Annotated in this window: 22 protein-coding genes; 12 read left to right on the forward strand and 10 right to left on the reverse strand. The window is 64.2% G+C overall.

Going from position 1 to position 21,329, the window contains the following annotated elements; all coding sequences use genetic code 11:
• Nucleotides 1-110: 110 nt before the first annotated feature.
• The 5 genes from rluB to GYA94_RS22425 all read right to left on the reverse strand — a co-directional run bounded on the left by rluB (nucleotide 111) and on the right by GYA94_RS22425 (nucleotide 4,475).
• Nucleotides 111-1,178: a 23S rRNA pseudouridine(2605) synthase RluB gene (gene rluB, locus GYA94_RS22405; protein ID WP_009683647.1), complete on the reverse strand. Its 1,068-nt coding sequence runs from the start codon at nucleotides 1,176-1,178 to the stop codon at nucleotides 111-113.
• Nucleotides 1,179-1,363: 185 nt separating this feature from the next.
• Complete coding sequence (gene scpB, locus GYA94_RS22410; RefSeq protein ID WP_054905566.1) at nucleotides 1,364-2,134, reverse strand: SMC-Scp complex subunit ScpB; 771 nt, start codon at nucleotides 2,132-2,134, stop codon at nucleotides 1,364-1,366.
• Nucleotides 2,121-2,975: a segregation and condensation protein A gene (locus GYA94_RS22415; RefSeq protein ID WP_009683649.1), complete on the reverse strand. Its 855-nt coding sequence runs from the start codon at nucleotides 2,973-2,975 to the stop codon at nucleotides 2,121-2,123. The genes scpB and GYA94_RS22415 overlap by 14 nt, the downstream gene beginning before the upstream one ends.
• Nucleotides 2,972-3,601 (reverse strand): L-threonylcarbamoyladenylate synthase, encoded by a 630-nt coding sequence (locus GYA94_RS22420; protein WP_054881895.1) that lies wholly within the window; start codon nucleotides 3,599-3,601, stop codon nucleotides 2,972-2,974. The genes GYA94_RS22415 and GYA94_RS22420 overlap by 4 nt, the downstream gene beginning before the upstream one ends.
• Before the next feature lie 13 nt (nucleotides 3,602-3,614).
• Nucleotides 3,615-4,475: a PHP domain-containing protein gene (locus tag GYA94_RS22425; protein WP_029887819.1), complete on the reverse strand. Its 861-nt coding sequence runs from the start codon at nucleotides 4,473-4,475 to the stop codon at nucleotides 3,615-3,617.
• Nucleotides 4,476-4,542: 67 nt separating this feature from the next.
• Between GYA94_RS22425 and GYA94_RS22430 the strand changes: the two genes are divergently transcribed.
• The 5 genes from GYA94_RS22430 to GYA94_RS22450 all read left to right on the forward strand — a co-directional run bounded on the left by GYA94_RS22430 (nucleotide 4,543) and on the right by GYA94_RS22450 (nucleotide 8,379).
• Nucleotides 4,543-5,136: a septation protein A gene (locus GYA94_RS22430; RefSeq protein WP_029887818.1), complete on the forward strand. Its 594-nt coding sequence runs from the start codon at nucleotides 4,543-4,545 to the stop codon at nucleotides 5,134-5,136.
• 1 nt (nucleotide 5,137) lies between these two features.
• A complete protein-coding gene (locus tag GYA94_RS22435; protein ID WP_054881893.1) occupies nucleotides 5,138-5,437 on the forward strand; it encodes a YciI family protein in 300 nt (99 codons plus the stop codon).
• 206 nt (nucleotides 5,438-5,643) lie between these two features.
• Nucleotides 5,644-6,321, forward strand: coding sequence for a response regulator transcription factor (locus GYA94_RS22440; protein ID WP_029887817.1), 678 nt, complete (start codon nucleotides 5,644-5,646; stop codon nucleotides 6,319-6,321).
• Between the two features lie 244 nt (nucleotides 6,322-6,565).
• Nucleotides 6,566-6,982 carry a Spy/CpxP family protein refolding chaperone gene (locus GYA94_RS22445; RefSeq protein WP_009683655.1) on the forward strand — a complete coding sequence of 139 codons (417 nt, stop codon included), beginning with the start codon at nucleotides 6,566-6,568 and terminating at the stop codon, nucleotides 6,980-6,982.
• 59 nt (nucleotides 6,983-7,041) lie between these two features.
• Nucleotides 7,042-8,379: a sensor histidine kinase gene (locus GYA94_RS22450; protein WP_110678668.1), complete on the forward strand. Its 1,338-nt coding sequence runs from the start codon at nucleotides 7,042-7,044 to the stop codon at nucleotides 8,377-8,379.
• A gap of 55 nt (nucleotides 8,380-8,434) precedes the next feature.
• Here GYA94_RS22450 and GYA94_RS22455 read toward each other — a convergent pair whose 3' ends face one another.
• Complete coding sequence (locus GYA94_RS22455; RefSeq protein WP_054905570.1) at nucleotides 8,435-8,992, reverse strand: NAD(P)H nitroreductase; 558 nt, start codon at nucleotides 8,990-8,992, stop codon at nucleotides 8,435-8,437.
• Between the two features lie 171 nt (nucleotides 8,993-9,163).
• On the opposite strand from GYA94_RS22455, the gene GYA94_RS22460 reads away from it, so the two are divergent.
• Nucleotides 9,164-10,618: a TrkH family potassium uptake protein gene (locus GYA94_RS22460; RefSeq protein WP_161893128.1), complete on the forward strand. Its 1,455-nt coding sequence runs from the start codon at nucleotides 9,164-9,166 to the stop codon at nucleotides 10,616-10,618.
• Here the strand turns inward: GYA94_RS22460 and GYA94_RS22465 are convergent.
• Complete coding sequence (locus GYA94_RS22465) at nucleotides 10,575-11,636, reverse strand: AraC family transcriptional regulator (protein ID WP_009683660.1); 1,062 nt, start codon at nucleotides 11,634-11,636, stop codon at nucleotides 10,575-10,577. The two genes, GYA94_RS22460 and GYA94_RS22465, sit on opposite strands and share 44 nt — an antisense overlap.
• Before the next feature lie 152 nt (nucleotides 11,637-11,788).
• Here GYA94_RS22465 and GYA94_RS22470 point away from each other — a divergent pair, with 152 nt between their 5' ends.
• Together GYA94_RS22470 and GYA94_RS22475 are read left to right on the forward strand one after the other, a co-directional pair.
• Nucleotides 11,789-12,100 (forward strand): Mpo1-like protein, encoded by a 312-nt coding sequence (locus tag GYA94_RS22470; RefSeq protein WP_009683661.1) that lies wholly within the window; start codon nucleotides 11,789-11,791, stop codon nucleotides 12,098-12,100.
• An 88-nt stretch (nucleotides 12,101-12,188) separates the two neighbouring features.
• Nucleotides 12,189-13,073: a DMT family transporter gene (locus GYA94_RS22475; RefSeq protein ID WP_161893129.1), complete on the forward strand. Its 885-nt coding sequence runs from the start codon at nucleotides 12,189-12,191 to the stop codon at nucleotides 13,071-13,073.
• Between the two features lies 1 nt (nucleotide 13,074).
• On the opposite strand, the gene GYA94_RS22480 is transcribed toward GYA94_RS22475, so the two are convergent.
• Nucleotides 13,075-13,356, reverse strand: coding sequence for an Rdx family protein (locus GYA94_RS22480; RefSeq protein ID WP_009683663.1), 282 nt, complete (start codon nucleotides 13,354-13,356; stop codon nucleotides 13,075-13,077).
• Nucleotides 13,357-13,423: 67 nt separating this feature from the next.
• On the opposite strand from GYA94_RS22480, the gene GYA94_RS22485 reads away from it, so the two are divergent.
• A complete protein-coding gene (locus tag GYA94_RS22485) occupies nucleotides 13,424-15,610 on the forward strand; it encodes a patatin-like phospholipase family protein (protein ID WP_161893130.1) in 2,187 nt (728 codons plus the stop codon).
• 80 nt (nucleotides 15,611-15,690) lie between these two features.
• Here the strand turns inward: GYA94_RS22485 and GYA94_RS22490 are convergent, their stop codons facing one another.
• Both GYA94_RS22490 and recQ read right to left on the reverse strand, forming a co-directional pair.
• The gene (locus GYA94_RS22490) at nucleotides 15,691-16,128 is read right to left on the reverse strand and encodes a MarR family transcriptional regulator (RefSeq protein WP_110678660.1); all 438 of its coding nucleotides are present in this window, start codon (nucleotides 16,126-16,128) and stop codon (nucleotides 15,691-15,693) included.
• 150 nt (nucleotides 16,129-16,278) lie between these two features.
• Nucleotides 16,279-18,426 carry a DNA helicase RecQ gene (gene recQ, locus GYA94_RS22495; protein WP_029887626.1) on the reverse strand — a complete coding sequence of 716 codons (2,148 nt, stop codon included), beginning with the start codon at nucleotides 18,424-18,426 and terminating at the stop codon, nucleotides 16,279-16,281.
• Nucleotides 18,427-18,666: 240 nt separating this feature from the next.
• On the opposite strand from recQ, the gene GYA94_RS22500 reads away from it, so the two are divergent.
• The 3 genes from GYA94_RS22500 (at nucleotide 18,667) to GYA94_RS22510 (ending at nucleotide 21,296) form a co-directional block, all read left to right on the forward strand.
• Nucleotides 18,667-19,254 carry a YecA/YgfB family protein gene (locus GYA94_RS22500; protein WP_009683669.1) on the forward strand — a complete coding sequence of 196 codons (588 nt, stop codon included), beginning with the start codon at nucleotides 18,667-18,669 and terminating at the stop codon, nucleotides 19,252-19,254.
• A 7-nt stretch (nucleotides 19,255-19,261) separates the two neighbouring features.
• Nucleotides 19,262-19,627, forward strand: a complete 366-nt coding sequence (locus GYA94_RS22505; protein WP_009683670.1) for a YbaN family protein — start codon at nucleotides 19,262-19,264, stop codon at nucleotides 19,625-19,627.
• A 310-nt stretch (nucleotides 19,628-19,937) separates the two neighbouring features.
• Complete coding sequence (locus GYA94_RS22510) at nucleotides 19,938-21,296, forward strand: TolC family outer membrane protein (RefSeq protein WP_110678659.1); 1,359 nt, start codon at nucleotides 19,938-19,940, stop codon at nucleotides 21,294-21,296.
• The last annotated feature ends 33 nt before the right edge of the window (nucleotides 21,297-21,329 follow it).

The following is a 21,329-nucleotide window of genomic DNA, read 5'->3' on the forward strand; positions in this document are numbered from 1 at the left end:
TGGGGCTGCCTTGCAGCCCTTCGCGGGCACGCCCGCTCCCACTCAAGATGTGGGAGCGGGCGTGCCCGCGAAGGGCCGCAAAGCGGCCCCAAATGACTTAACTAGGCCAATCAGCCACGCGGTTTGCCGCGGCCACGGCCGGCAGGCTTGTCACCTTCAGGCTTGGCTGGGCGCTTGCGCATTTCGCTTGGGCGCTCGGCCACGGCGCTGCCGCGGTTGCCTTTGCGTGGCGCTTCTTCACGCGGCTGGCGTGCCGGGCGCTCGCCAGCGGCAGCACCTTCGTGGGCCGGGCGCAGGTTGCGCACGCGCTCGCCACGGCCCAGCGGGCGGGACGATTTGCGCTGCAGGCGCTCCATCTTGTCCTTGGCCTTGAGGTTCAAGGCTGGCAGCGCAACCGGCTGCAAGCCGACTTCAGCGGCCAGGATGTCGATTTCGCCCTGGGACATTTCCCGCCAGCGGCCCATCGGCAGGTCGGAGTTGAGGAACACCGGGCCGAAGCGCACGCGCTTCAGGCGGCTGACCACCATGCCCTGGGATTCCCACAGGCGACGCACCTCGCGGTTACGGCCTTCCATCACCACGCAGTGGTACCAGTGGTTGAAACCTTCGCCACCGGGTGCCTTCTGGATGTCGGTGAACTTGGCCGGGCCGTCTTCGAGCATCACACCGGCCTTCAGGCGCTCGATCATCTCGTCATCGACTTCACCACGCACACGCACCGCGTACTCGCGGTCCATCTCGTAGGACGGGTGCATCAGGCGGTTGGCCAGTTCACCGTCGGTGGTGAACAGCAGCAGGCCGGTGGTGTTGATGTCCAGTCGGCCAATGTTGATCCAACGGCCTTCTTTTGGCCGCGGCAGGCGATCGAACACGGTCGGGCGGCCTTCCGGGTCGTCACGGGTGCAGATCTCGCCATCGGGTTTGTTGTACATGATCACCCGGCGGGTGGCCTCGGCAGCCTCCTCGCGCTTGATCAGCTTGCCGTCAACGGCAATGGCATCGTGCAGGTCGACGCGTTGGCCGAGGGTAGCCGCGACGCCGTTGACCTTGATCCGGCCCTGGCTGATCCAGGCCTCGACGTCACGGCGCGAGCCCACGCCGATGCGGGCCAGCACTTTCTGCAGTTTTTCGCCGGACGGCGGGGTAATTGCGGTGTCTTGCAGGTCTTGCTCACTCATCTGGGCACCTCCCGGTGTAGGAATGACAAAGGGTTTCTGGCGACGAATGCGCCAAAAGGCCGCGCATCATACGCGGTTCGGCGGGGGAACGCACTGCAGGTTAGAAGGTTTTGCGGGGGCAGCGAGAGGTTTCTGCCTAATGGTGAGGGGCTTGCCGCGCAGGGCCGCTACAGGCAACCGCACGATCAGGGCTGCAGCTTGCCCTCTTCTTCCACCGCGGCCTCAGGTGCTTGCCCACGCAAATCGTCAAAGTCGGTCTTCAGCCCTTCTTCCATGGCATCCAGCTCCACCAGCAAGCTGCGGAAGCTGGTTTCCTCCTTCGGCTCGTCAACCGCTTCCTGCTCGCCCAGGCTGGCATCGGCCAGGGCCTGCAGGTGGGCCGGTACCGGTGCATCATCCGGGTCGAGCAGCGGCTCAGGCTGCAGCTCGCGCAACTCGGCCAACGCTGGCAACTGCTCCAGGCTCTTGAGGTTGAAGTGGTCCAGGAACGCCTTGGTGGTGGCGAACATCGCCGGCCGGCCGGGCACCTCGCGGTAGCCCACCACGCGTATCCACTCGCGCTCCATCAGGGTCTTGATGATATTGCTGTTCACCGCCACCCCGCGCACATCCTCGATCTCGCCACGGGTGATCGGCTGGCGATAGGCGATCAACGCCAGGGTTTCCAGCAAGGCACGCGAATAGCGCTGCGGGCGCTCTTCCCACAAGCGGCCGACCCAGGGGGCGTAGGCTTCGCGAATTTGCAGGCGGTAGCCGCTGGCCACCTCCTTGAGCTCGAAAGCGCGGCCGTTGCACGATTTGCCCAGCACCTCCAGCGCCTGCCTGAAAACCTTGGGCTCGGGGCGCTCGGCTTCCTCGAACAACTCGAACAGACGCTCCAGTGATTGCGGTTTGCCCGACGCCAGCAGGAAGGCTTCGATCAGCGACGCCAGGTCGCGGGGTTCATTCAGGTTCATCGGGTTCTTCAACAAGCGCCGGGCGAAGCCGCACGTGGATGGCGGCGAAGGGTTCATTCTGCACCAGTTCGATCAGCGCTTCCTTCACCAGTTCGAGAATCGCCATGAAGGTGACCACTACCCCCAGCTTGCCCTCGTCGTGCCCGAACAGCTCGACGAACGGCACGAAAGCACCGCCCTTGAGGCGCTCCAGCACCTGGCTCATGCGCTCCCGGGTGGACAGCGTTTCACGGCTGATCTGGTGGCTCTCGAACAGGTCGTTGCGCCGCATCACCTCGGCCATGGACACCAGCAGCTCTTCCAGGCTGACCTGCGGCAACAGCTTGCGCACCTTGGCCTGCGGTGCCTCCAGGCGCGGCACCCGCACCTCACGGCCAACCCGTGGCAACGCGTCGATGCCTTCGGCTGCGGCCTTGAAACGCTCGTACTCTTGCAGCCGGCGGATCAACTCGGCGCGCGGGTCACCCTCCTCTTCCTCGGCCTCAGCCGAGCGCGGCAGCAGCATGCGCGACTTGATCTCGGCAAGCATGGCCGCCATTACCAGATATTCGGCGGCCAGTTCCAGGCGCACGCTTTTCATCAGCTCCACATAGCCCATGTACTGGCGGGTGATTTCAGCCACAGGGATGTCGAGGATGTCGATGTTCTGCTTGCGGATCAGGTACAGCAACAGGTCCAGCGGCCCTTCGAAGGCTTCCAGGATGACTTCCAGGGCGTCTGGCGGGATGTACAGGTCCAGCGGCATCTCGGTCAGGGCTTCGCCGTAGACCAAGGCCAGTTGCAACTGCCGCGGCTCGTCGACCTGCGTGGCCGGCGCCTCGGGCGCTTGCAGCTGGCTCACGCGCTGGCCATGAACGGCGCAGGGTCGCCGCAGCCTTCTCGAATCAGCTCAGGTTCGTCGCCGGAAAGGTCGATGATGGTCGACGCCTTGAGGTCACCGTAACCGCCATCGATCACCAGGTCGACATGGTGCTCCAGGCGCTCACGAATTTCGTAAGGGTCGGTCATCGGCTCGTTATCGCCAGGCAGGATCAGGCTCACGCTCATCAGCGGCTCGCCCAGCTCAGCCAGCAACGCCAGGGTAATGGCGTGGTCTGGTACCCGCAGGCCGATGGTGCGGCGTTTTTCGTGCAGCAGCAGGCGGGGCACTTCGCGGGTGCCGTTGAGGATGAAGGTGTACGGCCCAGGCACGTGCGCCTTGAGCAGGCGGAAGGTGCCGGTATCGACCTTGGCATACAACCCCAGTTGCGACATGTCGCAGCACATCAGGGTGAAGTTGTGGGTCTTGTCCAGGCCACGCAGGCGCCGGACACGCTCGATCGCCGCCTTGTCGCCGATCTGGCAACCCAACGCATAGGCCGAATCGGTGGGGTACACCACCACGCCTCCCTTGCGGATGATCTCTACCGCCTGGCGGATCAGCCGCGGCTGGGGGTTCTCCGGATGAATCTGGAAAAATTGGCTCACGTAGTCGTCCTGTTCATACCGTAATAGGCTGTTCATGGCTGAATCGGCGCCACAAAGGCGGCAGGTCCTCGGGCAAAGGCCGGTAGGCACCGATCTCGCCCCAGGTGCCGGGGCCGTGGAAGTCACTGCCAGCGCTTGCCAGCAGGCCGAACTCACGGGTAAGGATGGACAGGGTGCCCACCTGCTCGGCAGGCATCATCCCGTTGACCACTTCAAGCGCCTGCCCACCTGCCTGAATATAGTCGGCAATCAGCCGCCTGCGCTTGCTGCGGGTCAGGTCGTAGTGCATGGGATGGGCCAGGCTCACCCAGGCTTTGGACTGGCGCAGCGTGGCAACGGTTTCATCAAGGGTGGGCCAATGCTGCTTGACGTCGCCCAGCTTGCCCGCCCCCAGCCACTTGCGAAACGCCTCGCCGCGGTCCTTGACGTGCCCGGCACGCACCAGGTATTCGGCAAAGTGCGGGCGCGCCGGTGCGTTGCCGCTGTCGCCCAGCTCGTGCTGCACGGCGCGGGCGCCGTCGAGGGTGCCTGGCATGCCCTTGGCGGCCAACCGCTTGTCGATTTCTTCGGCGCGCAGCCAGCGGCCGCGGTGCAACGCTTCGATGGCCGCCAGCAATGGCGGCGCATCGAGCGGGAAGTCGTAGCCCAGCACGTGAATGGTGGCGCCCCCCCAGGTGCACGAAAGCTCGACCCCGCTGACCCAGCGCATGCCCCGCTCAACGCAGGCCAGGCGCGCTTCGGGCAGGCCTTCGAGGGTGTCATGGTCGGTCAGGGCCAGCGTTTGCACCCCGTGCTCATGGGCCCGGGCGACCAGCGCCGTGGGCGACAGGGCGCCGTCGGAGGCCGTGCTGTGACAGTGCAGATCAACATTCATGGAGGAGCGCTTTCGCTGGAATCGATGTTTGTTATTATGCCGTCACATCCCGATTCTGGCTGCCATTGTGAAACAATTCATCGATTTCATCCCGCTGTTGCTGTTCTTCATCGTGTACAAGCTGGACCCACGCCCGCTTGAAGTCGCTGGCCACAGCTTCGAATTCGGCGGCATCTACAGTGCCACGGCCATGCTGATCGTCAGCTCGCTGGTGGTGTACGGCGCGCTGTTCCTGCGCCAGCGCAAGCTGGAAAAGGGCCAGTGGCTGACCCTGGTGGCCTGCCTGGTGTTCGGCGGCCTGACCCTGACCTTCCACAGCGAAACCTTCCTCAAGTGGAAGGCGCCGGTGGTCAACTGGCTGTTCGCCCTGGGCTTTGCCGGCAGCCACTTCATCGGTGACCGGGTGCTGATCAAACGCATCATGGGCCACGCCCTCACCCTCCCGGATGCCATCTGGACGCGCTTGAACCTGGCCTGGATCGCGTTCTTCCTGTTCTGTGGTGCGGCCAACCTGTTCGTCGCCTTCACCTTCCAGGACTTCTGGGTGGACTTCAAGGTGTTCGGCAGCCTGGGCATGACCGTGATCTTCCTGGTGGCGCAAGGCGTGTACCTGTCGCGCCACCTGCACGACGACCCTTCTACCTCCAAACCCAAGGATTGACATGCTCTACGCCATCATTGCCAGCGACGTCGCGAACTCCCTGGAAAAGCGCCTGGCTGCCCGCCCGGCGCACATCGAACGCCTGCAGCAGCTCAAGGCCGAAGGTCGTGTGGTGCTGGCCGGCCCACACCCGGCCATCGACAGCAACGACCCGGGCGAAGCCGGCTTCAGCGGCAGCCTGATCGTCGCCGAGTTTGCCTCGCTGGCCGAAGCCCAGGCCTGGGCCGATGCCGACCCCTATATTGCGGCAGGCGTGTACGACAAGGTCGTGGTCAAGCCATTCAAGCAAGTATTGCCGTGATCCGAGACCGCATCGCTTTCTTCGCGGGCTTGCCCGCTCCCACAGTGGCCCGCACAAACCTTCGGAACTGCACGGTCGTTGTAGCAGCGGGTTTACCCGCGAAGCAGGCGATGCGGGATCAGCAGTTATACGGTTGCCATCAGTCTGCGGTATCTTTGCCACTGGCGGGCCGCAGAGCCGCCGTCAATGGTGGAATCGAGTGAGTCATGAGCGAGCTGTTACTGATTGATGATGACCAGGAACTGTGCGAGCTGCTGTGCAGCTGGCTGACCCAGGAAGGGTTTTCCGTACGTGCCTGCCACGATGGCCAGAGTGCACGCCAGGCCTTGGCCGAGCATGCACCTGCGGCCGTGGTGCTGGATGTCATGTTGCCCGACGGCAGCGGCCTGGAGTTGCTCAAACAACTGCGCAGCGAGCACGCCGAACTGCCGGTGCTGATGCTGTCGGCCCGTGGCGAGCCGCTTGACCGTATTCTTGGCCTGGAACTGGGTGCCGACGATTACCTGGCCAAACCGTGCGACCCACGCGAGCTTACCGCGCGCCTGCGTGCCGTACTGCGCCGCAGCCACCCCGTTGCCGCCACCAGCCAGCTGGAGCTGGGCGACCTGGTCTACAGCCCGGCCCGCGGCGTGGCCAGCATCGATGGCCGGGAAATGACCCTGACCTTGTCCGAAAGCCGCATACTCGAAGCGCTGCTGCGCCAGCCTGGCGAGCCGCTGGACAAACAGGAACTGGCGCAGATCGGCCTGGGCCGCAAGCTCACCCTCTACGACCGCAGCCTGGACATGCACGTCAGCAACCTGCGCAAGAAGATCGGCCCGCATGCCGATGGCCGGCCACGCATCGTCGCCCTGCGCAGCCGCGGCTATTACTACTGCCTGTGAGCAGCTGCGAGCTGCGAGCTGCAAGCTGCAAGCTGCAAGCTGCAAGCTGCAAGAAAGAGCAGAATCGCGATCGGCTTCACTTGTAGCTTTAAGCTTGTAGCTTGTAGCTTGTAGCTTGTAGCTTGTAGCTTGCAGCTTGCAGCTGTTCTTTACCCAGCCTTTACCATCCACTGACTGCGCTTGACGGTGATCTCCCTAGACTGTGCTCATCCGGTAACCACCGGCCTATGAAAGGAGAGACACCATGCGCAAGACCCTTATCGCCCTGATGTTCGCCGCCGCCCTGCCAACCGTAGCCATGGCCATGCCTGACGGCGGCCCACGTCACGACGGCCCGCATCACCGCGGTGAAGCGGCCTTCCAGCAACTGGACCTGAGCCGTGACCAGCGCCAGCAGATCGGCAAGCTGATGGGCGAGCAAATGCAGCAGCGCCGTGACATTACCGAGCGTTACCTGGCCAAACTGCCGGCTGCCGACCAGAAAGCCATGAAGGACGAACTGCAAGCCAGCCGCGCCAAGACCGACACCGCCGTGCGCAACCTGCTCAAGCCAGACCAGCAGAAGAAGTTCGACGAACTGCAAAAGGAACGCGCTGCCAAGAAAGCCGAGTGGCAGGAGTTCCAGGCCTGGAAAGCTGAAAAAGCCAAAAAGGCCCAGTAAGCTGTCAGCCCGATGCCCGGCTCGCCCCAGCGCGAGCCGGGCTTTTTCTGTTTTAGGAGGTGCTCTTGCGTTCACTGTTCTGGCGCATCCTGGCCAGCTTCTGGTTGGCCATCACCCTGGTTGCAGGCCTGTCGATCTTGCTTGGGCACATGCTCAACCAGGACGCCTGGATCCTCAGCCGCCACCCCGGCCTGAACACGCTGGCCAGCCAGTGGGCCAGGCACTACGAGCAGGAGGGCGTGAATGCCGCGCAGCAGTTCCTGGAACAACGCAAGGACCGCTACAAGATCGACGTGCAGGTGCTCGATGACAGTGGTGACGCGGTGGTGCCCGGCACGTTCCCGCGCCGGGCAGCAGCCTTCGAGGCACGCCAGCACAACGACCAGCGCCGCTTGCCATGGCGCCGGCTGACCGAGGAATACACCAGCCCCGACACCGGCCAGACCTACCTGCTGATCTACCGCATACCCCACCCGGCGCTGGATGAGTGGCACCGGGACAGCCTGATGTGGCCACTCAGCGCACTGGGCATCGCCCTGGTGGTGTTGACCCTGTTCAGCCTGCTGGTCACGCTGTCCATCACGCGCCCGTTGAGCCGCCTGCGCAGCGCTGTGCACGACCTGGGCCAGAGCACCTATCAGCAGAACAGCCTGGCGCGCCTGGCAGCCCGGCGTGACGAATTCGGCGTGCTGGCCAACGACTTCAACAAAATGGGTGCGCGCCTGCAAAGCACCCTCGCCAGCCAGCGCCAATTGCTGCGCGACGTGTCCCACGAACTGCGCTCCCCGCTGGCCAGGCTGCGCATTGCCCTGGCCCTGGCCGAACGTGCCGAGCCCGAACAGCGCCAGGCCCTGTGGCCGCGCCTGACCCGCGAGTGCGACCGGCTGGAAGACCTGATCAGCGAAATACTCACCCTGGCCCGCGTGGATGCCGAACAGGCCCACGCCGAAGCGGTGGACCTCAATGCCTTGCTGGGCAGTGTGCGCAAGGACGCCCTGCTCGGCGCGCCCGACCAGGACGTGCGCCTGGAGGCGCAACCGGGGCTGGTCTTGCAAGGTTGGCCGACACTGATCGAGCGGGCCGTGGACAACCTGCTGCGCAACGCCCTGCGCTTCAACCCGGCAGGCCAGCCCATCGAAGTCAGTGCCGTGCGCGATCAGGCGCGGGTGGTGATCTGTGTGCGCGACCATGGCCCGGGGGCAGCCCCGGAGCACCTCGCCCAGCTGGGTGAGCCGTTCTTCCGCGCACCGGGGCAGGAAGCCCCAGGGCACGGCCTGGGGTTGGCGATTGCGCGCAAGGCGGCGGAGCGGCATGGCGGCAGCCTGGTACTGGACAACCACCCGCAGGGCGGCTTTGTCGCCCGGCTTGAACTACCCTTGCAAGCCGCTTCAGCGTAAGGCTGCCAGGGCCGTGTACGTTAGGGCTGCAGCGCAGCCCTTGCTCGCGCCCGCGTCACTCGCCCCAGCCCGTGACGAAATCAGCGGTGGCCAGCACCGGCGCGGTCCGTGGCTCGGTCATTGGCGTGCCGACGTACAGGTAGCCGATCAGTTCCTCGTTCTCCGCCAGCCCCAGCCCCTTGTGCACATGCGCGTCGAAGGCCATGTCCCCGGTGCGCCACACGGCGCCGATGCCCTGCGCATGGGCAGCGATCAGGATGCCATGTGCCGCACAGCCCGCCGCCAGGCGCTGCTCGGACTTGGGCACCTTGAAGTGGTCCTGCAAGCTGGCCACCACCACGATCAGCAACGGTGCGCGCAGCGGCATGGCGCGGGCTTTGTCCAGCGCAGCCTGGGTGGCTTCACCCTTGTGCTGCACCGCTTCGGCGAACAGCTCGCCCAGCTTCTCGCGGCCCTGCCCTTCGATGGTCAGGAACCGCCAAGGCCGCAGTTGGCCGTGGTCCGGCGCCCGCAGGGCAGCCTGGAACAGCGCCTCGCGCTGGGCAGCATTGGGGGCAGGGTCGGTCAGGCGTGGCACGGAAACACGGTTGAGCAATGCGTCGAGAGCCTCCATCGGCTACCCTCCTGGCAGTGGAATGTGCGGCCATTCTCAAGCTGCACGCCCTAAGCTGCAAGCTGCAAGCGGCAGCACGCCGGCTTTTCGTGCAGCGTGCCGCGCCTGGCTTGCAGCGGCCCGGCCCATAGGTAGAATGGCGCCCTTCCGTTTCGAGTCAGAGCAGATCACATGGCGTTGCCGACCTTAAGGATCATTGGTTTCATCATCGGCATCTTCCTGATCACCCTGGCTGTGGGCATGGCCGTGCCCATGGCGACCTTGGTGATATTCGAACGCACCGGCGACATGCCGTCGTTCCTGTGGTCCAGCCTGATCACCTTCATTGCCGGGCTGGCCATGGTGCTGCAAGGGCGGCCCGAGCATGTGCACCTGCGGCCACGCGACATGTACCTGCTGACGGTCTGCAGCTGGCTGGTGGTGTGCGTGTTCGCCGCCCTGCCCTTCCTGCTGACCCAGCACATCAGCTACACCGACGCCTTCTTCGAAAGCATGTCGGGCATTACCGCCACCGGCGCCACCGTGCTCAGCGGGCTCGACAGCATGTCGCCAGGCATCCTGATGTGGCGCTCGATGCTGCACTGGCTGGGCGGTATCGGCTTCATCGCGATGGCGGTGGCCATCCTGCCGCTGCTGCGCATTGGTGGCATGCGCCTGTTCCAGACCGAGTCTTCCGACCGTTCCGAAAAGGTCATGCCGCGCTCGCACATGGTCGCCAAGTCGATCGTGGGGGTGTACGTCGGCTTCTCGATCCTTGGCGCGCTGGCTTTCTGGTGGGCCGGCATGAGCCCGTTCGATGCCATCAACCACGCCATGTCGGCGATTTCCACCGGTGGTTTTTCCACCTCCGACCAGTCCCTGGCGAAATGGGACATTCCCGCCGTGCACTGGGTGGCAGTGGTAGTAATGATCATGGGCAGCCTGCCGTTCACCCTGTACGTGGCCACCCTGCGCGGCAACCGCAGGGCGCTGCTCCGCGACCAGCAGGTGCAGGGCTTGCTGGGCATGCTGCTGGTCACCTGGCTGGTTCTGGGCACCTGGTACTGGTACAGCACCAACCTGCACTGGCTGGACGCGCTGCGCCACGTGGCGCTGAACGTGACCTCGGTCGTCACCACCACCGGTTTCGCCCTGGGTGACTACAGCCTGTGGGGCAACTTTTCGCTGATGCTGTTCTTCTACCTGGGGTTCGTCGGCGGCTGTTCCGGCTCGACCGCGGGCGGGATCAAGATCTTCCGCTTCCAGGTCGCCTACATCCTGCTCAAGACCAGCCTCAACCAACTGATCCACCCGCGTGCGGTGATCAAGCAGAAGTACAACGGCCACCGCCTCGATGAAGATATCGTGCGCTCGATTCTCACGTTCTCGTTCTTCTTCGCCATCACCATCTGCGTCATGGCGCTGCTGCTGTCGCTGCTGGGGGTGGACTGGATGACCGCCCTGACCGGGGCTGCCGGTACGGTCTCCGGGGTGGGGCCTGGCCTGGGTGAAGTGATCGGGCCGTCAGGCAACTACGCCACGCTGCCAGACGCCGCCAAGTGGATCCTGGCTGCCGGCATGCTGCTTGGCCGGCTGGAAATCATCACCGTGCTAGTGTTGTGCATGCCGGCGTTCTGGCGTCACTGAGCCCTTCGCCCACGGCGCCGAGCCGGGCGCGGTACTCACTGGGCGTGGTATCGAACCAGCGGCGGAACGCGCGGTAGAAGTTGCTGGGGTCGGCGAAGCCCAGCAGGTAGGCGGTTTCCAACAGGGTCATGCCCGGCTGGGCCAGGTACTGTTCGGCCAGTTCGCGCCGGGTGTCGTCGAGCAACGCCTGGAAGCTGGTGCCCTCTTCCTGCAGCCGCCGCTGCAGGGTGCGCTGCGACAAGTGCAAGGCCTGCGCCAAGGTCTCACGCTTGGGCTCCCCCTGCGGCAAGATGCGGCACAGCACCTGGCGCACCCGGTGGGTCACGCGGCTTTCGGAAAACCGCGCCAGGTACTCCCCGGCAAACCGGTCGTGCAGCACTGCCATGGCTTCATTGGCCGTGGGCAAGGGTGCCTCCATGTCGGCCCGCTCGAACACCAGCGCGTCATACGGCGCGTCGAAGATCAGCGGCGAATGGAACGCCACCTTGTACGGCTCGATATTCCTGGGTTGCGGCCCCTGCACCAAAACCCGGCGTGGCTGCACCGGGCGGCCGCTCAGCCATTTGCACAGCGCCAGCGCACAGGCCAACGACGCTTCGGCACTGTGCCGGGTGGGCGGCAGATGGTCGCCGTGCACGGTGAGGATCAACGAGTAGCCCTCGGGACCCAGCACGAAACTGAGATCGGAGCTTTCGGCGATGATGCGCTGGTAGCGTACCAGCCGCTCGAACCCCTCGGCCAAGGTGCGGCTGGACATCAGCGCATAGCCCACCACGTGAAACGAGGCCGGGCGTACCACACGCGCCATGTTCAGGCCAATGGCCTCGTTGCCGGACAGTTCCACTGCCAATTGCCACAGCCGGGTCATGGAGTCCTGGGGGAAACGCGCGTCGGGATCGTCGAGGGCGGCGAAATCCAGCCCCAACTGCTTGAACATGGCCCGGCAGTCCAGCCCTTCCAGCTCGAGTGCCTTTACAATCCCTGATGCCCAACTGGCTGACGTGGTTCTTTCGCTCATGACAGGCTTCTTTCCTGACCGCTCCTGCGGTGAACCCCAAGGATACTCAATTGGCGCCTATTGTCACTGGTAGGCCCTGCCAATCACTCTAGACTCGAATGAGGCTCCACGCCGTGCATCTTGTCCAAACGTATCAACCCCGGAGCACTGCCATGAACCGCACAGCGCAGTTTCGCAGTTTTGCCGAGTTCTACCCGTATTACCTGGGTGAGCACAGCAACCCCACCTGCCGCCGCCTGCATTTTGTCGGCACCAGCCTGGTGATCGCCCTGCTGGCCTATACCATCGGCAGCGGCAAATGGCTGTTGCTGCTGGCCGTGCCGCTGTTCGGCTACGGCTTTGCCTGGGTGGGGCATTTCTTCTTTGAAAAGAACCGGCCGGCGACATTCACCTACCCGTTCTACAGCCTTGCCGGTGACTTCGTGATGTTCCGCGACATTCTGCTCGGCAAGCTCAGGCTGTAAGCAGCGCGCCTGCGCCCGCGGCCACCCGGTCCTCGCCATGCACGGCTTCAGGCACAATGGCCGCTTGCCTTGCGAGGATGCCCCTGTCATGAACCACCGCACCGCCCTCGGCGCCCTGCATATCGGCGCGCTGTTCTTTGGCCTGACCGGCGTATTCGGCAAGCTGGCAGCCAGCGCCAGCCCGGTGATCATCGTGTTCGGCCGCGCCGCTTTCGCCGTGCTCGCCCTGGCGCTGTTCGCCAGTGTCACCGGCCCTGGCTGGCAACGCCTGAACGGTCAGGATGCGCGCCGCCTGTTGCTCGGCGGGGTGCTGCTGGCCGGCCACTGGGTCAGCTTCTTCATCGCCGTCAAGGTCGGCGGCGTGGCCATCGCCACCCTCGGCTTCGCCAGTTTCCCGGCCTTTACCGTGCTGCTCGAAGGGCTGCTGTTCCGCGAGCGCATCCGCCGCAACGAAGCGCTGCTGGTGCTGCTGGTCAGCCTCGGCCTGGTACTGGTCACGCCAGCCTTCGATCTGGCCAGCGAAGCGACCGGCGGCCTGCTGTGGGCCCTGTTCTCGGGCCTGCTGTTTTCACTGCTGTCCCTGACCAACCGCGCAGGCTCTGGTCGCTTGCCTGCGGTGCAGGCAGCACTGTGGCAAAACCTGGTGGTAAGCCTGAGCCTGCTGGCGTTCGCTGCCCCTGGGCTGGGCGCGGTCGCGCCTGTGGACTGGCTGTGGATCGGCCTGCTCGGCGTTTTCTGCACCGGCGTGGCACACAGCCTGTTCGTCGCCAGCCTGGCGGTCATCAAGGCCCGGACTGCCGCCGTGGTGTTCGGCATGGAGCCGGTCTACGGCATTGCCGTAGCCTGGCTGGTGTTTGCCGAGACCCCCACGGTGCGCATGCTGCTGGGCGGCGCACTGATCATCCTCGCCATCGTGCTGTCCAGCCGCCTGGCCGCCGAGCCAGCGCAGCGGCCGCTGGCCGAGGGCGTGTGACTCAGCGGTCGTTGTGGCCCAGGTCGCGCTGGGGGTCGATCTGGTCACGCACCCGCTGCTTCAGCACCTTGGCCTCGGGGAAGCCGCCGTCGGCCTTGCGCTCCCAAATCTGCACGCCGTTGCAGGTAATGCGGAAAATACCGCCGGTACCCGGTTCCAGCGCCACCCGGCCGAGGTCGTCGGCAAACGTGCTGAGCAGTTCCTGGGCCAGCCACGCGGCCCGCAGCAGCCACTGGCACTGGGTGCAATAATTGATGACGATTTCCGGCTTGTGGTCGGCCATGTCGAGATAACTCCAACTGAGGGGCGGCTTATACTAACGGTCTTTGACCCACGGTTTGAGACCCACGATGCGCCGTTTGCTGTTCTGCTTGCTGTTCACCCTCACCTCGCTTACAGCAACCGCCGCCGAACCGGCACGGCCCAAGGTCGGCCTGGTGCTGTCGGGCGGCGCGGCCCGTGGCCTGGCGCACATCGGCGTGCTCAAGGCGCTGGAGGAACAGGGTGTACGCATCGACGCCATTGCCGGCACCAGCATGGGGGCGGTAGTCGGCGGGCTGTACGCCTCGGGCTACAGCGTCGAAGAGCTGGAACACCTCGCCACCACCCTCGACTGGCAGCAGGCGCTGTCTGACAGCCCACCCCGCGAGGACGTGCCATTCCGGCGCAAGCAGGATGACCGCGATTTTCTGGTCAAGCAAAAGCTCAGTTTCCGTGACGACGGCAGCCTGGGCCTGCCGCTGGGGGTGATTCAAGGCCAGAACCTGTCGTTGCTGCTGGAAAGCAAGTTGGCGCACACCGCCGACACGCGCGACTTCGACAAGCTGCCCATCCCCTTCCGCGCCGTGGCCACCGACATCGCCAGTGGCGAAAAAGTGGTGTTCCGCCGCGGCCACCTGCCGCAGGTGATCCGCGCCAGCATGTCGATCCCGGCAGTGTTCGCCCCGGTCGAACTGGACGGCCGCCTGCTGGTGGACGGCGGCATGGTCGACAATATTCCGCTCGACGTGGCACGCGACATGGGGGTGGACCTGGCCATCGTGGTGGATATCGGTACGCCGCTGCGCGACCGCAAGCAGTTGCTGACCGTGGTCGATGTGCTCAACCAGTCCATCACGCTGACGACCCGGCGTAACTCGGAAGAGCAACTGGCCAGCCTGCACCGCGACGATATCCTCATCCAACCGCCGCTGGCAGCCTACGGCGTGACCGACTTCGGCCGCGCGCGGGACATGATCGACGCCGGCTACCGGGCTACCCGCCTGCTCGACGCGCGCCTGGCCGCGCTGCGCCAACCAGACGCCAGCACCAGCCTGGCCGTGGCCCGTTCACCGCGCCAACGCACGCCCATCATCACCGCCATCAAAATCGAGAACGACGCCAAGGTCAGTGACGATGTGATCCGTTCTTACATTCGCCAGCCCATCAATGCCCCGCTGGAGCTTGGCCGCCTGGAGACCGACATGGGCACGCTGTACGGCCTGGACTACTTCGACCGGGTGCAGTACCGCGTGGTGCACAAGGGCGATGAAAACACCCTGGTGATCAACGCCCGCGGCCGCCGCGGCGGCACCGACTACTTGCGCCTGGGCCTGAACCTGTCGGACGACCTGCGCGGCGACAGCGCCTTCAACCTGGGGGCCAGCTACCGGGTCAACGGCATCAACAGCCTGGGTGCCGAGTGGCTGACCCGCGGCCAGATCGGCGACCAGCAAGCGCTGTACAGCGAGTTCTACCAACCGCTGGATGTCGGCTCACGCTACTTCGTCGCCCCCTACCTGGACTTCGGCTCACAGAACATCGAGGCCACCCTCGACAACGACCCTGTCGCCGAGTACCGCCTGGAGCGCTATGGCTTTGGCCTGAACGTGGGCCGGCAGATCGGCAACAGCGGCGAGGTGCGCCTGGGGGTTGGCAAGGCCTGGGGCGAGGCCGAGGTGCGCATTGGCGACCAGGACTTGCCCAAGGTCAGTTTCAACGAAGGCTTCTACGAGCTGAAGTACTCGTTCGACACCCTCGACAACGTGTATTTCCCACACCATGGCGAAGACATCGGCCTGACCTTGCGCAAGTACGACAAGTCGCTGGATTCCGACCAGGATTACCGGCAATGGCTGTTCAACCTCGACAAGGCCATCAGCAGCGGCCCGAACACCTTCGTGCTGGGCGGCCGCTACGGGCGCACGCTGGATGCCACCGAAGTGGTGACCTCCAGCTTCGTGCTGGGCGGGGCGCGGGAGCTGTCGGGCTTCCGCCAGGACTCGGTGTCGGGCCAGAACATGAGCCTGATGCGGGTGGTCTACTACCGCCGGCTGACGCCACGGGCGTATGTGCCGCTGGACTTCCCGTTGTACATCGGTGGTTCGCTGGAGCGCGGGCGGGCGTGGAACAACGACAATGCGTTCGACAGTGGCTACATCAATGCGGCGAGTATTTTCCTCGGGCTGGAAACGCCGCTGGGGCCGTTGAATTTCACCTATGGCACCAACAGTGCGCATGAGCAGGCGGTGTACCTGAACCTGGGGCATACCTTCTAGGCAGCACGTACAGGGCCCCGGCGTCGGGCCCGCCACGCCGAGCGGGCGGGCCGGCGAAAGGCTGCAGGGCAGCCCTTGCCTCAGGATTTTTCCAGGTTGCCCAGAATCTTGGCATGCACCCGCATGCACACCTGCAGGTCGGCTTCATCCACCCCGCTGAACAGTTCGATGCGCAACTGGTTGGCGATGGTCTCGATCTGTTCGATCAGCGGCTTGGCCGGCGGGCACAACACGATCTTCTTCGCCCGCCGGTCTTCCAGCACTGCCTGGCGGCGCACAAGCCCCTGGGCCTCCAGGCTATCGAGCAGACGCGCCAGGGTCGGGCCTTCGACACCCACACTCTGGGCCAGCTCACGCTGGGTCGGGGCGTCTGGGAAACGGGCCAGGTGCAGCAACACCAGCCAGCGCGCCTGCGACAGATTGAGCCCGGCCAGGCGGCGATCCAGTTCGGCACGCCAACCCCGGGACATCTGGGCCAGTTGCATGCCGAAGCGGTGTTGGTTGTCGGTTAGAGGCATAGGTAACTCATCGAGTAGATCTAATTATTAGGCAGCTAACCATGCCCCGCCCCATGAGGCAAGGCTCGGCCAGGGTGACGTGGGCGAAAATCGTCAAAAAGCATGACAAAGGTCAGCAGATGGCGCTTGTGCCTGCGAACAGGCGCAGGCCTACAGCTCGAACTCGGCTGCCAGTGCCGCGCGTACGCAATACAGCACCCCTTCCGGCACTCGCCCGGTAAACAGCGGGGCGATGGTCGCAACCGGCGGCAGCTCGCCCTCGCCATCGAGGAAGGCGTCCTGCACCTCCATCAGCAGGTCTTCTGGCAAGTCCAGCGCCTGGTCCAGGCTCAGCTCCTGGCGCCCCAAGGCCTCGGCCAGCAAGCTGTACACATTCTTTTCGCTGCAGTTGAGCTGCCCGGCGATTTGCGCTGGGGTCATGCCGGCGCGGGCCAGGCTGACCAGCTCATGGCGTAGGTCGAGCACCACCTTCGGCGCCTCGCGGGTGCCGCCGTTGTCGTTCAGTACCTCAAGAAACGCCTGGCCATAGCGTTCCAGCTTGCGCGCGCCTACGCCGCTGACCTGGGCCATGTCGCTGAGGCTGACCGGCTGGCTGCGCAACATTTCCAGCAACGTTGAGTCGGGGAAGATGACGTACGGCGGTACGCTGTGTTCCTCGGCCAGCTTGCGCCGCAAGGTGCGCAATGCCTCCCACAATTCCCGCTCTTCGGCCCGCACCAGTTGGCTGGCCGGGCTGCCGCCACTGGACGACGCGCTTTTGGCAGTGATCTGCGGCTTGAGGTCACGTCGCAGTTGCAAGGTGACTTCGCCACGCAACAATGGCCGGCAGCTGTCGGACAAGCGCAGGCCGCCGTAGCCCTCCAGGTCGATGTCGACCAGCCCGCGCGCCACCAACTGGCGGAACAGCGAACGCCATTCGGCTTCGGCCAGGCCTTTGCCCACGCCGAAAACCGACAGCTTTTCATGGCCGAAATTGCGCACCTTTTCGGTGTCCTTGCCCAGCAACACGTCGACCAAGTGGCCCACACCATAGCGCTGGCCGGTGCGAAACACTGCCGACAGGGCCTGGCGCGCCGGCTCGGTAGCATCCCAGGTCTGGACGTTGTCGACGCAGTTGTCACAGTGCCCGCAAGGCTGCTCGAGGATTTCATCGAAGTAGGCCAGCAGCGACTGGCGGCGGCAGCGGGTTTCTTCGCACAGCGCCAGCATGGCATCGAGCTTGTGCTGCTCGATGCGTTTGTGGCGTTCGTCCCCTTCGGAGTTCTGCAGCATCTGCTTGAGCATGACCATGTCCTGCAGGCCATAAGCCATCCAGGCATCGGACGGCAGGCCGTCTCGTCCGGCACGGCCGGTTTCCTGGTAGTAGGCCTCAAGCGACTTGGGCAGGTCGAGGTGGGCCACGAAGCGTACGTTGGGTTTGTCGATACCCATGCCGAACGCGATGGTGGCGACCATGATCAGCCCCTCTTCGTTGAGGAAGCGGTGCTGGTTGGCGGCGCGGGTTTCGGCCGCCAGGCCGGCATGGTATGGCAGCGCCGGGAAGCCCTGCTGGCAAAGGAAGGCGGCGGTTTCGTCGACCTTCTTGCGCGACAGGCAATAAACGATGCCGGCGTTGCCACGGCGCTCGGCAAGGAACGCCATCAATTGTTTGCGCGGCGCTTCCTTGGGCACGATGCGGTAGAAGATGTTCGGCCGGTCGAAGCTCGACAGGAAGCGCTCTGCGCCCTGCAAGTGCAGGCGCTGAACAATTTCTTCGCGGGTACGCATGTCGGCGGTGGCGGTAAGGGCAATGCGCGGAACATGCGGGAACAGTTCGGCCAACTGGCCCAGTTGCAGGTATTCGGGGCGGAAGTCATGGCCCCATTGCGAAACGCAGTGGGCTTCGTCGATGGCGAACAGCGAGATATCCAGGTCGCGCAGGAAGTCGAGCATGCGCGGTTGCACCAGGCGTTCGGGTGCCAGGTACAGCATTTTCACTTCGCCACGGCGCAGGCGCCCGGCCAGGTCGCGCTGCTGCTCGGCCGTGAGCGTGGAGTTCAGGGCGGCTGCGGCTACGCCCAGCTCGTCAAGCGTGGCGACCTGGTCGTCCATCAGCGCGATCAGCGGCGAGACCACCACGGTCAGGCCTGGGCGCAGCAGGCCCGGCACCTGGAAACACAACGACTTGCCGCCGCCAGTCGGCATCAGCACCAGGGCGTCGCCACCATTGGCCACGCATTCGATGATCGCTGCCTGGCGCCCTCGGAAACTGTCGTAGCCAAAGATGTCCTTGAGAACGCGCTGAGCCTGTTCGAGCATGTGCAACTCCAAATCGCCGTACCACCCTGCACACAGGCTGGACGAAAAACCCGCCCCGCACACGCCAAATGCGTAAGCGGTTTTTGCCAGGCCGCCGGTAAAACCGCGCCTGGATGAAAATCGCGGAGTATACCGCAGCACCGCCCCGCGCAGGACACCACCGCGATAGACGTTCCTTTGCCCCGCTGCCGCCGCAAGGTGCTAGAATTCGTTATCGTTTATTCCCAAGGTAGCCCTGTAATGTCCTTCGCCGAGCAACTGACCCGCCTGCAAGCCTTCCTCGACGCCGACGAGCTGCACGAAGAAGCGCTGGACTATGTCGCCGCCCACGGCTACCTCACCGCGCTGTCGATCAACGCCGAAGACGTGCCCGAGCGCGAGTGGATCGACGCTCTGTTCGCCGAAGAGCCGCACTACAGCAGCGAAGCCCAGCGCACCGAAATCGAGGCGACCCTGGTGGCACTCAAGGCCCACATTGCCCGTCAGCTGGCCAGCGACGATGAATTCGAACTGCCCTGCGACCTCGACCTGACTGACGAGCCGGACGATTCCGACCTGCGCGGCTGGTGCATCGGCTTCATGGAAGGCGTGTTCCTGCGCGAAGAGGCCTGGTTCGAGAACGCAGAAGAGGAAGTCAGCGAAATGTTGCTGCCAATCATGGTGGGTTCGGGCCTGTTCGACGAGCAGCCGGAGTTCGCCGACATCGCCAGCAACGCCAACCTGCAGGACGACATGATTGTGCAAATTCCCGAAGCGCTGACGGCACTGTTCCTGCTGCTGCACGCACCTGACGAAAAGCCGGCGCTGCTCAAGCCACGCCACCACTAAGCCAGCTGTGCGCTACCTGCTGCTGGCCATCGGCTGGCTCAGCGTCGCACTGGGGGTGTTGGGGATATTCCTGCCGGTATTGCCTACCACCCCGTTTCTTCTGTTGGCGGCCGCCTGCTTCGCTCGCAGCTCGCCACGCTTTCACCACTGGCTGGTCCACCACCCCAAACTGGGGCCCTGGATTCGCGACTACCTCAGTGGTGAAGGCATCCCCCTCAAAGGCAAGGTCTATGCCATTGGCCTGATGTGGGCCAGCATCGGGCTGTCCTGCTACCTGGTGCCGTTGTTCTGGGCCCGCGCCTTCATGTTGACCAGCGCCGTGCTGGTAAGCCTGTACATCCTCAAGCAAAAAACCCTGCACAGGCCAAAGTGACAATAATTTGTCGCCAAATATCACTTTCGCCTAACCCGCCCAGTATTTAGCCAAATTCGTTCTGGAACCGCCTGAAGGCCTTGAGAATATTGGCTTTACCGATATTTGATACCCCACCTGAGGGCTGCAGAAAAAGCCCCTGTTAGACATTTCAGGTATTTAATGTCATTTTGATATGAATAAATCTTCTTATCTATCGCGATGAATGTACTTAGCTGTCAGGTTAAAAACCTGCAACACTATACGCGATAAATAATCGTCATTTTTTTGGCGAGCAGCAGGACCAAATTCAAGATCAGGGAGATGTACCATGCGCGTTTTGAACCCCATCACCACCGCATTACTGTTGGCCCTGGCGAGTGCCAACGTGCAGGCGATGTCGATCACCGAAGCCGTCCAAAGCGCCGTGGACTATCACCCACAGGTCAGCTCCAACCGTAACAGCAAGCTGTCGGCCGATGAGGACGTGAAATTCGCGCGTGGTGGCTACTTCCCTACCGTTGACCTGGTCGCCGGCTACGGCCGCCAGCGTTCGGACAACACCACAACCCGTGCCGCGGGTAACCACAACAAAGAAACCCTGAACTACACCCAGTCCGAGCTGCGCCTGCGGCAGATGATCTTCGACGGCTTCAACACCGCGAACGAAGTGGGCCGGACCGAAGCGGTTTCCACCTCGCGTGCCTACTACACCCAGGCGGTTGCGCAGGATGTCGCCCTGCGTGCGATCGAGGTGTACCTGGAGGTACTCAAGCGCCGTGAACTGGTGGCCCTGGCCAGGAACAACCTGCAAGCCCACCTGCGGGTCAACGACCAGATCGGCCTGCGTAACGAGCGTGGCGTTGGCAGCACGGCCGACCTTGACCAGTCCCGCGCCCGCCGCGCCCTGGCAGAAAACAACCTGGACACCGCCGAAGTGGACCTGGCCGACGCCGAGGCCAACTTCTTCAGCGTGATCGGGCGCATGCCAGACGAGCTGGAAAGCCCGCCCACCATAAAGGCCGAGGTGCCTGCCACGCTTGAAGAGGCCCGTGATGGCATGCGCCAGAACAACCCCTACATCAAGTCGGCCCAGGCTGATGTAAATGCGGCCGAGCAGCAGTACGAGGTTGGCAAGTCGACCTTCTACCCACGCTTCGACGCCATTCTGGCCACCGGTGCCAACAACAACACCGGCGGCGAGAAAGGCCACAACAACAACGACTGGCAAGCCGGCGTGGAGATGAACTACAACCTGTTCCGCGGCGGCAGTGACAAGGCTCGCCTGCAATCCGACGCGCACAAGATCAACCAGGCCCTGGACATCCGCAACAACGCCCTGCGCGAGTTGACCGAAAACCTGAGCCTGGCGTGGAACGCCATGAACAACGCCAGCAAGCAGCTGCCGACCGCGCGTGAATACGCCGAAACCACCAAGCGCGTGCGCGCCGCCTACCAGGACCAGTTCGGCCTGGGCCAACGCACCCTGCTGGACGTGCTCGACAGTGAAAACGAACTGTACAACGCCGACCGTCGCTACACCGAAGTGCGCTACACCGAAGAGTACTCGCGCTACCGGGTGCTGGCGACCATGGGTGAATTGCTCAGCAAGCAGCGTATTTCGCTGCCGCCAGAGGCGCTGGCCACGACCGAAGTCCGTACCGAGGCGCGTTTGCCCGAGATGCGTTGATCGGGCTTGAGATTGCTGGGGCCGCTGTGCGGC

This window comes from Pseudomonas juntendi, assembly GCF_009932375.1.
Taxonomy (GTDB): Bacteria; Pseudomonadota; Gammaproteobacteria; order Pseudomonadales; family Pseudomonadaceae; genus Aquipseudomonas; species Aquipseudomonas juntendi.